The organism is Actibacterium sp. D185-2, from assembly GCF_054954595.1.
The window spans coordinates 1-7,404 of sequence record NZ_JBPWNX010000036.1 but is presented as its reverse complement, the minus strand read 5'-3'; the positions used below and the strand labels follow the sequence as shown (position 1 = coordinate 7,404).

At 58.6% G+C, this 7,404-nt stretch carries 9 protein-coding genes and 2 pseudogenes; all 11 read left to right on the top strand.

Annotated features, from left to right (window positions below; genetic code table 11):
* The coding region (locus ACSR1C_RS20120) for a biotin transporter BioY (RefSeq protein ID WP_460260803.1) at window positions 1–664 on the top strand (664 nt) is incomplete at its 5' end.
* A gap of 357 nt (window positions 665–1,021) precedes the next feature.
* Window positions 1,022–2,227: an IS256 family transposase gene (locus tag ACSR1C_RS20115; protein WP_027238788.1), complete on the top strand. Its 1,206-nt coding sequence runs from the start codon at window positions 1,022–1,024 to the stop codon at window positions 2,225–2,227.
* A gap of 129 nt (window positions 2,228–2,356) precedes the next feature.
* Window positions 2,357–2,635, top strand: a complete 279-nt coding sequence (locus tag ACSR1C_RS20110; RefSeq protein ID WP_238367117.1) for a hypothetical protein — start codon at window positions 2,357–2,359, stop codon at window positions 2,633–2,635.
* Window positions 2,607–3,377 (top strand): IS110 family RNA-guided transposase, encoded by a 771-nt coding sequence (locus ACSR1C_RS20105; protein ID WP_238367131.1) that lies wholly within the window; start codon window positions 2,607–2,609, stop codon window positions 3,375–3,377. Before ACSR1C_RS20110 ends, ACSR1C_RS20105 begins: the two co-directional genes overlap by 29 nt.
* A 267-nt stretch (window positions 3,378–3,644) precedes the next feature.
* A pseudogene (locus tag ACSR1C_RS20100) lies at window positions 3,645–4,064 on the top strand (MBL fold metallo-hydrolase); the annotation flags it as partial.
* A 215-nt stretch (window positions 4,065–4,279) separates the two neighbouring features.
* On the top strand, window positions 4,280–4,372 hold the full coding sequence (locus tag ACSR1C_RS20095) for a hypothetical protein (RefSeq protein WP_240476214.1): 93 nt from the start codon (window positions 4,280–4,282) through the stop codon (window positions 4,370–4,372).
* A 106-nt stretch (window positions 4,373–4,478) separates the two neighbouring features.
* Window positions 4,479–5,825, top strand: coding sequence for an ISNCY family transposase (locus ACSR1C_RS20090; RefSeq protein ID WP_460260804.1), 1,347 nt, complete (start codon window positions 4,479–4,481; stop codon window positions 5,823–5,825).
* A 16-nt stretch (window positions 5,826–5,841) separates the two neighbouring features.
* The gene (locus tag ACSR1C_RS20085; protein ID WP_027238790.1) at window positions 5,842–6,114 is read left to right on the top strand and encodes a hypothetical protein; all 273 of its coding nucleotides are present in this window, start codon (window positions 5,842–5,844) and stop codon (window positions 6,112–6,114) included.
* Window positions 6,115–6,322: 208 nt separating this feature from the next.
* Window positions 6,323–6,598: pseudogene (locus tag ACSR1C_RS20080) on the top strand (helix-turn-helix domain-containing protein); the annotation flags it as partial.
* Between the two features lie 99 nt (window positions 6,599–6,697).
* Complete coding sequence (gene tnpA, locus ACSR1C_RS20075) at window positions 6,698–7,066, top strand: IS66-like element accessory protein TnpA (protein ID WP_027238791.1); 369 nt, start codon at window positions 6,698–6,700, stop codon at window positions 7,064–7,066.
* Window positions 7,063–7,320 carry an IS66 family insertion sequence element accessory protein TnpB gene (gene tnpB, locus ACSR1C_RS20070; protein WP_460260805.1) on the top strand — a complete coding sequence of 86 codons (258 nt, stop codon included), beginning with the start codon at window positions 7,063–7,065 and terminating at the stop codon, window positions 7,318–7,320. Before tnpA ends, tnpB begins: the two co-directional genes overlap by 4 nt.
* Window positions 7,321–7,404: the final 84 nt, after the last annotated feature.

The following is a 7,404-nucleotide window of genomic DNA, read 5'->3' as shown; positions in this document are numbered from 1 at the left end:
AACAAATCACCAGGCGCGCGGCCTTCCATCAATCGGTCCAAGATGTCTTTATCGATGCTCATACGTGGGTCTCCTCTTCGAGCAGTTACCACGTCAGGGCACAAAATTCAGGATAGTCCCCCAAACACTCGCAAAACTTATCCAAGAGATCTCGATAATACTCGTCGGCACAATTCTTCTGACACTATCCGCCAAAATCGTGGTGCCGTTCTACCCCGTACCTATGTCTACACAGACCCTGGTTGTCTTGGGTCTGGGTCTTTTCCTGGGGCCGGTGCGTAGTAGTCTTGTTGTTGTGACATACCTTTTCGAAGGTCTGCTTGGCCTGCCGGTCTTCGCAGGCACGCCTCCGGCGCCGGCCGGACTGGCGTATATTGCGGGTCCCACAGGCGGATACCTGGTAGGCTTCGCACTTGCAGCGGCGGCTGCTGGATGGATTGTTCAAGCACTGGAAGGACTTCGGCCTGCCTTCAGGGCATCTGTCGCGGTCCTTTTTGGGTCGATACTGATGTATTGCGCCGGGCTAGTCTGGTTGGGTAGCTTTATCGGCTATGGCGAAAATTTGCTGAGCGCAGGACTTTACCCGTTCCTTCTTGGGGATCTGACAAAAGCGGCGATCGCTGTGGCTCTGTATACAGGCTTCCAAAATTGGGGCCGTGATTGACTGCCGGGCTTCTCTGCATTGTTCCAGCGCCGGTGAAACACGGCGCTGGACGCCAGACCCAGCCTTTTATCGCTATACAAAAGCAAAAGACGGCGTCGCGTCTTCCGGGTTTTGCACTGTCAAAAGGTTTTTGAATTCAATGACACAAAAGCATGTTTTTCACAGAGCCGGAACCGCCTCGCGCGCAATGTATACAGGTGGCAGAGGGCATCCAGAGGATTGTCGCGAACAATCCGGTAGTGTCCGCGCACGTGGTGTAATTTCAGCGCCGTCGACGGTGTAATCCCGGGTGGTCACCGAGGTGTATGATCGAGGTGGAGTTTGGCGACTTCAACCACGGTTCACACGGAGACCCCGATGACCAAGACCAACATGGACATGTCCGAGCTTCTGGCCAAGCATGACCAGGGCGATTTCCTTCGCACCATCGCCGAGGCGGTGCTGCAACTGATCATGGAGGCCGATGTTGACGGCCCGATCGGCGCAGGGCGACACGAACGCAGCGGTGAACGCACGACATGGAGAAACGGGTATCGAGAGCGCGCGCTCGATACCCGTTTGGGCACACTGAACTTGCGGGTGCCGAAGCTGCGGCAGGGCAGCTATTTCCCGGGCTTCCTCGAGGCCCGCAAGACCTCGGAGCAAGCGCTGGTGGCCGTCATCCAAGAGGCGTGGATCGGGGGCGTCTCGACCCGCCGCGTGGACGAGCTGGTGCAGGCCATGGGCCTCTCCGGCATCTCGAAGAGCACGGTGTCGAAGCTCTGCAAGGACATCGACGAGCGCGTTGGCGAGTTACTGAACCGGCCGCTCGCCGGCGACTGGCCCTACGTCTGGCTCGACGCGACTTACCTGAAGGTCCGCCAAGGCGGGCGCATCGTGCCGGTCGCGGCCATAATCTCCGTCGCCGCGAACACTGAAGGCCGCCGCGAGATCATCGGCCTGGGTATCGGTCCCTCTGAGGCCGAGACCTTCTGGACCGAGTTCCTGAGGTCCCTGAAGGCCCGGGGCCTCGGCGGAGTCAGGCTGGTGATCAGCGATGCGCACACTGGCTTGAGGACTGCGATCTCGCGGGTGTTCGAAGCCACCTGGCAGAGGTACCGCGTTCACTGGATGCGCAATGCTCTCGCCCATGTGTCGAAGGGTCAGCATACCGTCGTCGCCGCCGTGATCCGCCAGGCATTCGATCAACCCGACCGCACCCATGCTGGCGAGATCTGGCACAAGGTCGCGGAACAGCTGCGCACCCGCTGGCCCAAGCTCGCCGACCTCATGGACGCCAGCGAGCATGACGTGCTCGCCTACATGTCCTTCCCCCGGCAGCATCGGACGAAGCTTCACAGCACGAACCCGATCGAGCGCCTGAACAAGGAAGTGAAGCGCCGTGCCGATGTCGTCGGGATCTTTCCGAACGAGGCCTCCATCATGCGCCTGATCGGAGCCGTCCTGTTCGAAGCCAACGACGACTGGCAGACCTCGAGCCGCTACATGATGGTCGAGGCTTTCGCCCAAATCGACAAGGAGGAGATGGACCCCATTCTCAGCATAACCACGAAAGCCGCCTGATCATGCCCTCAGGCCATCCGGGAAATTACACCATTTAGCGTAATCGCCAGACCGGTCTACCTCATATCGTATCGAGAGAAACACCGGACGCTTTGGCAGCTGCTGAAGCCAGGAAACGGAGGATTTGGAATGGGTGTATTTGCAGCGTTGGATGTGTCGCAGGACGAGACAGCGATTTGCGTGGTTGACGGGGACGGCATGATCCTGGGCGAAGCGAAGGTGCCGACGTGCCCCGACGCCATCGTCCGTTGGCTGCGTGACCGGTTCGACAACCTTGAACGGATCGGGATGGAAACCGGTCCGCTTGCTGTCTGGCTCTGGAACGCCTTGACTGAACGGGACCTCCCGATCGTTTGCCTGGATGCACGGCGTGCTGAAGATGATGCCGAACAAGACGGACCGGCATGATGCCCGAGGGCTTGCCCAGATTGTACGAACGGGCTGGTTCAAGGCCGTGCAGATCAAGAGCCACGATGCCTATGTCAACCGGGCCATGTTAACGGCGCGCGAAGCGCTCGTCGGCATGCGCGTTCGGCTGGAGAACGAGATTCGCGGGCTCCTGAGGACGTTCGGCGTGATGTTCGGCAAACGGGTGGGCGGGTTCAAGCGTCGCGCCGAGGAAATTCTCGACAAGGAATTGTCGGTCGCGCCCGAACTCGTTCCTGTCTTCGCGGCCCTCATGCAGGCAAGGCGAGACATCATTGCCCAGATCGCGGCTTTGGACAGCCGCATCCGGGCCGTTGCCAAGACCCACGAGACCGTTCGTCTCTTGATGACGGCTCCGGGTGTCGGGGCCATCACGGCAATGGCGGTGGTCGCGGCCTTCGATGATGCCTCACGCTTCCGAAAATCCTCTAGCGTAGGGGCCTATCTGGGACTGACACCGAGGCGATACGAATCCGGTGAAATCAGCCGGAACGGCTGCGTTTCGAAGTGGGGAGACACATTTACGCGAAAATGCCTGTACGAGGCAGCAAACGCGATCTTCTGCCGTGCCATAGGAGGCCACCGTCTCCGTGACTGGGCCAAGGCGATTGCCGGGAGAACTGGCCCGCGGAAAGCCAAGGTGGCGCTCGCGAGGAAGCTCGCAGTCATCCTGCATGTCATGTGGACCACCAACACGCCCTACCAGGAGGCAATACCCTCGTGACAGAGCCGCTGAAACCGGCGCTGTTCCATCGCGTGTAGACATGCGTCCAGCCGGGACGCGCGGCGAGGAAGAGATCGCTCCATCAACTGCGGTGCCGACCGCGCACACCATTTCGATCCTTCCAACCCTGAACGCAAATATGCGGCCCCACGCGGTGACCGCGGAGAGAATCTCAGAGCCCGGCGCGCAGGACTAAACGCAGACCGATCAGCACTTGACCAAGGCGACTAGAGAAACTTGACGGACGTGACCAACAATCCCGGAGAGATGACCTATCATGGTACGAATACCTATATCGTCGATACATCCGAGGGCCGGTTCATTATCGACTCCGGTCGGGTGGAAGACAGCCTTCATCTCGACGCGATTATCGACAGTTTGGGACCCAATCCAGCCGGTATTCTCGTCACTCATCACCATTCTGATCACTTCGGCGCAGCCCCGATATTGCGCGAGCGAACCGGTCTGCCCGTTTATGTGTCGCAGGCATTTCCGGACGACGCCTTTCAACCTGACGCGTTCCTAGAGGACGGCGAGGTAATCGCTGGTCTTACCGTCCTGCACACACCGGGCCATGTCAGCGATCACCTTTGCTTTGCGCGACCGGACAGGGTTTTGTTTACAGGCGATCATATCATGAGTTGGAACAGCTCAATCGTGAGCCCGCCCGACGGCAACATGCATGATTACTGTGCTCACCTTAAGCGTCTGATAGAACGTGATGACAAGATTTGCCTGCCGGGACACGGTCCGGTTCTCCCGCATCCGCAACCCTATGCAAAAAAGCTGCTCGCCAACCGGATGCGTCGGGAAGCGGAGATCCTTGAACACCTGGCGGACACCCCTGATACAGTCAAAAACACTGCCGCTTTGTTTACAAGAAATCCGATCCGCATATTGCGATGGCCGCCGAACGAAATGTTGCGGCACATCTTGAAAAGCTTCTCTCAGAATCGCGAGTGGCACAGGATGGAAATATCTTGAAAGTTACTTAACATAACTACTATTACCGGATGAATGTGTTTAGCCGCAAAGCTAAAATGTAACCCATGAGCAATTCAGGAATGTCACTCTCCGTTCATATACTGAGGGAGAATGGGCATGGGATGGGTGATGATGAGCGAGCGCGAGTTGAACCGCGTTGAGGTTTTGGCACAGGTCGATGACTGTCGGTTGAGCGTCGACAATGCGGCGAACATGCTGGCACTGACGCGTCGGCAGATCTTCCGGCTGTTGAAGCTGTATCGTCAGGATGGCGCGGCGGCGATCCGTCACAAGGCACGTGGCAAACCCCCGAACAATCGCATCCACAAAGCCAAACGGGATTACGCGCTGTCGCTGATCAAAGAGAACTATCCCGACTTTGGGCCGACCCTGGCAGCGGAGATGCTGGCCGAGCATCATGGGTTCAAGGTGTCGCGCGAGACGGTTCGCAAGTGGATGCAGGAAGACGGTCTTTGGCTTTCGCGCAAACAGCGTCGTACATTTCATCAGCCGAGATTGCGCAGAGAATGCTTTGGCGAGCTCATACAAATTGACGGCTCCGATCACCGCTGGTTCGAGGATCGGGGCGGTCCCTGCACCCTGCTCGTGTTCATCGACGATGCCACCAGCACGTTGATGGACCTGCGGTTTGTCAAATCCGAGAGCACCTTCAGTTACTTCGAAGCGCTTGAGAGCTACCTGCATACCCATGGGAGGCCGGTTGCATTTTACAGTGGCAAGCACACGGTGTTTCGCGTGGCCAAGGAAGACGCCAAGGGCGGCGCGCGGATCACCCAGTTCGGGCGCGCTTTGAGTGAGCTGAACATTGAGATTTTGTGCGCCAACTCAAGCCAGGCGAAGGGCCGCGTGGAACGCGCCAACCGCACGCTTCAGGACCGGCTTGTCAAAGAGCTGAGACTGGCAGGTGTTTCGAATAGGGAGGCCGGAAACGCCTTTCGGGAAGGCTTCAAGGCCCGCTTCAACGCCAAGTTTGCCAAGGCCCCGGCCAAACCGGACAACCTGCACCGGGCGCTGAATGTGGAACCGGATCGTTTGGCGGAAGTGCTGTGCTGGCGTGAGAACCGATACGTCGGAAAGCAGCTTACATTTTCCTATGACCGCAAGCGGATCATGCTCGAGGAAAGCGAGATCACACGCGGCCTGGTCGGCAAGTATGTAGACACCTACGCCTTCGTGGATGGCCGGTTTGAGGTGCGCTGGAAAGGCCGTTCCCTGCCCTACAAAATCTTCGACATGGATCAGCGCGTGACCCATGCGGCTATCACCAGCAACAAACGCCTGAGCGCTGTCCTCGAACACATCAAAGAGATGCAGGAGGCCGCCCCACCCAAGCCCAAGGTGCGGACCAATTCAGAGAAGATGGGTTATAAACCGAATGGCCGGAGACCAGGTCGACCGTCAGGGTCGCGGGCCAAGAAGAAGATTGTGCACGTGGCTGAATAGGCCCAAGAATGCAGGCATGACTGCCGACGACGATCCAGAAATCATCTTCTCCGATTACACGCAATCCGTCGTCATCGACGGGCATCATTTCGATGTTGAGATCTACCGGACCAGCATCGATCCCGGCTGGATCCTGTCCGTGGAGAACCAGTTCGGCACGTTGACGGTTTCCGATAACCCGCCCTTTTTCGGTGATGGCCTCGCCTGGCGCGCCTTTGAAGAGATCCTGCGCGAAGACGGCATCAAAGCATTCTACAATAAGAAAGAGCGGCGAAAGCTCGGTTTATGACCTGAGCCCCGCAAGGCTTTTCTGCCCTCCGATATTTGGGGTCTACGGGCTGCTAAGCCTTGCTTACGTCACGCCTCTTGGTGACGTTTCTGTTTTGCGCAGCCGGTGACATTTCTGGATGGTTGCAACAAGCTCTGTGTAGCGGGGCACATTCTAAACTGGGTTGCGAAATTTCCCCTATCTTGCTGGAAAGCAAGGAGAATGAAAGATGGTCCATACAGAGCTAAACCTGCGTGAACGGCGCACGATTGAAGATATGTTGAATGCTAAGATACCTGTACGAGAGATAGCAGCGCAGATCGGCAGGCATGTTTCGACGATTCATCGTGACATCAAGCGCAACGGCTATGCCGACGAAGACCTGCCGGAATTGAACGGATACTATGGTGTTGTTGCTCAACGCGCTGCGGTTCAAAGGCGTGCGCGCCGTCGCAAATTGGTGCGCCTTGTCGGCCTGCGAAAGGCTGTGATCAAACAGCTCAAAGGTAACCACCTGATTGACACCGTCTGCCTGACGGCGGGGTTCTGAGCTAAGACACGTGCATAACGACGTCCTTAACGACGTGTCTTATTCGGAGGAGCCATGCTGGGCGAGGTTCTGGGCGTTGAGCGGCGCCGGCGGTGGAGCGAAGACGAGAAGCTCGAGATCCTGTCGGAGGTCGGCGTCGGCGGTGCGTCGGTGACGCAGATCGCGCAGCGCCACGAGATCACGCGCTCCCAGATCTACGGCTGGCGGCGCGATATGAAGAAGAAGGGCCTATGGTCGCGGGATCGCGGGGCCGTTTTCTTGCCGGTGGATTTCAGCGGGGCTCAGGCGCCGGGAAGCGCATCCGCGCCGTCACGGTCTGGCCCTGTCGAACTGCGGCTGAGCAACGGCCGCTGCCTGAGGTTCGACAGCGGCATGGATGGAGAGGTGCTGACCCGATTGATCCGGGCGGTGGAAGCGGCATGATCGGACCGGGAACGGGGGTTCGGGTCTACTTGGCCTGCGCGCCCACCGACATGCGCAAGGGGATCGCCGGTTTGGCCGCGCTCGCCCAGGACGTTCTGCGCCAAAACCCGGCGAGCGGCGCGGTCTTCGCGTTCCGTGGGCGCCGGGGAGACCGGCTGAAGCTTCTCTACTGGGATGGTCAGGGGTTCTGCCTCTACTACAAGGTCCTGGAGCGAGGCCGTCTGACCTGCCCCCCGATGGTCCCTCATTCATAACGAGAGTCTGCGGGTCTGGTTTTCATATTCCTCGGTTTCGGTTTGGGCAAGCGCGTCGGGCGCGGAGCCCTCAAATTGCTCAAG

Excerpts from the sequence above, each read along its gene's own strand:
- ACSR1C_RS20110 (WP_238367117.1), top strand. The coding sequence starts at position 2,357 with ATGGGTGTATTTGCAGCGTTGGATGTGTCGCAGGACGAGACAGCGATT.
- tnpB (WP_460260805.1), top strand. The coding sequence starts at position 7,063 with ATGATCGGACCGGGAACGGGGGTTCGGGTCTACTTGGCCTGCGCGCCC.
- ACSR1C_RS20090 (WP_460260804.1), top strand. The coding sequence starts at position 4,479 with ATGGGATGGGTGATGATGAGCGAGCGCGAGTTGAACCGCGTTGAGGTT.
- ACSR1C_RS20105 (WP_238367131.1), top strand. The coding sequence starts at position 2,607 with ATGATGCCGAACAAGACGGACCGGCATGATGCCCGAGGGCTTGCCCAG.
- tnpA (WP_027238791.1), top strand. The coding sequence starts at position 6,698 with ATGCTGGGCGAGGTTCTGGGCGTTGAGCGGCGCCGGCGGTGGAGCGAA.
- ACSR1C_RS20085 (WP_027238790.1), top strand. The coding sequence starts at position 5,842 with ATGACTGCCGACGACGATCCAGAAATCATCTTCTCCGATTACACGCAA.
- ACSR1C_RS20115 (WP_027238788.1), top strand. The coding sequence starts at position 1,022 with ATGACCAAGACCAACATGGACATGTCCGAGCTTCTGGCCAAGCATGAC.
- ACSR1C_RS20095 (WP_240476214.1), top strand. The coding sequence starts at position 4,280 with ATGGCCGCCGAACGAAATGTTGCGGCACATCTTGAAAAGCTTCTCTCA.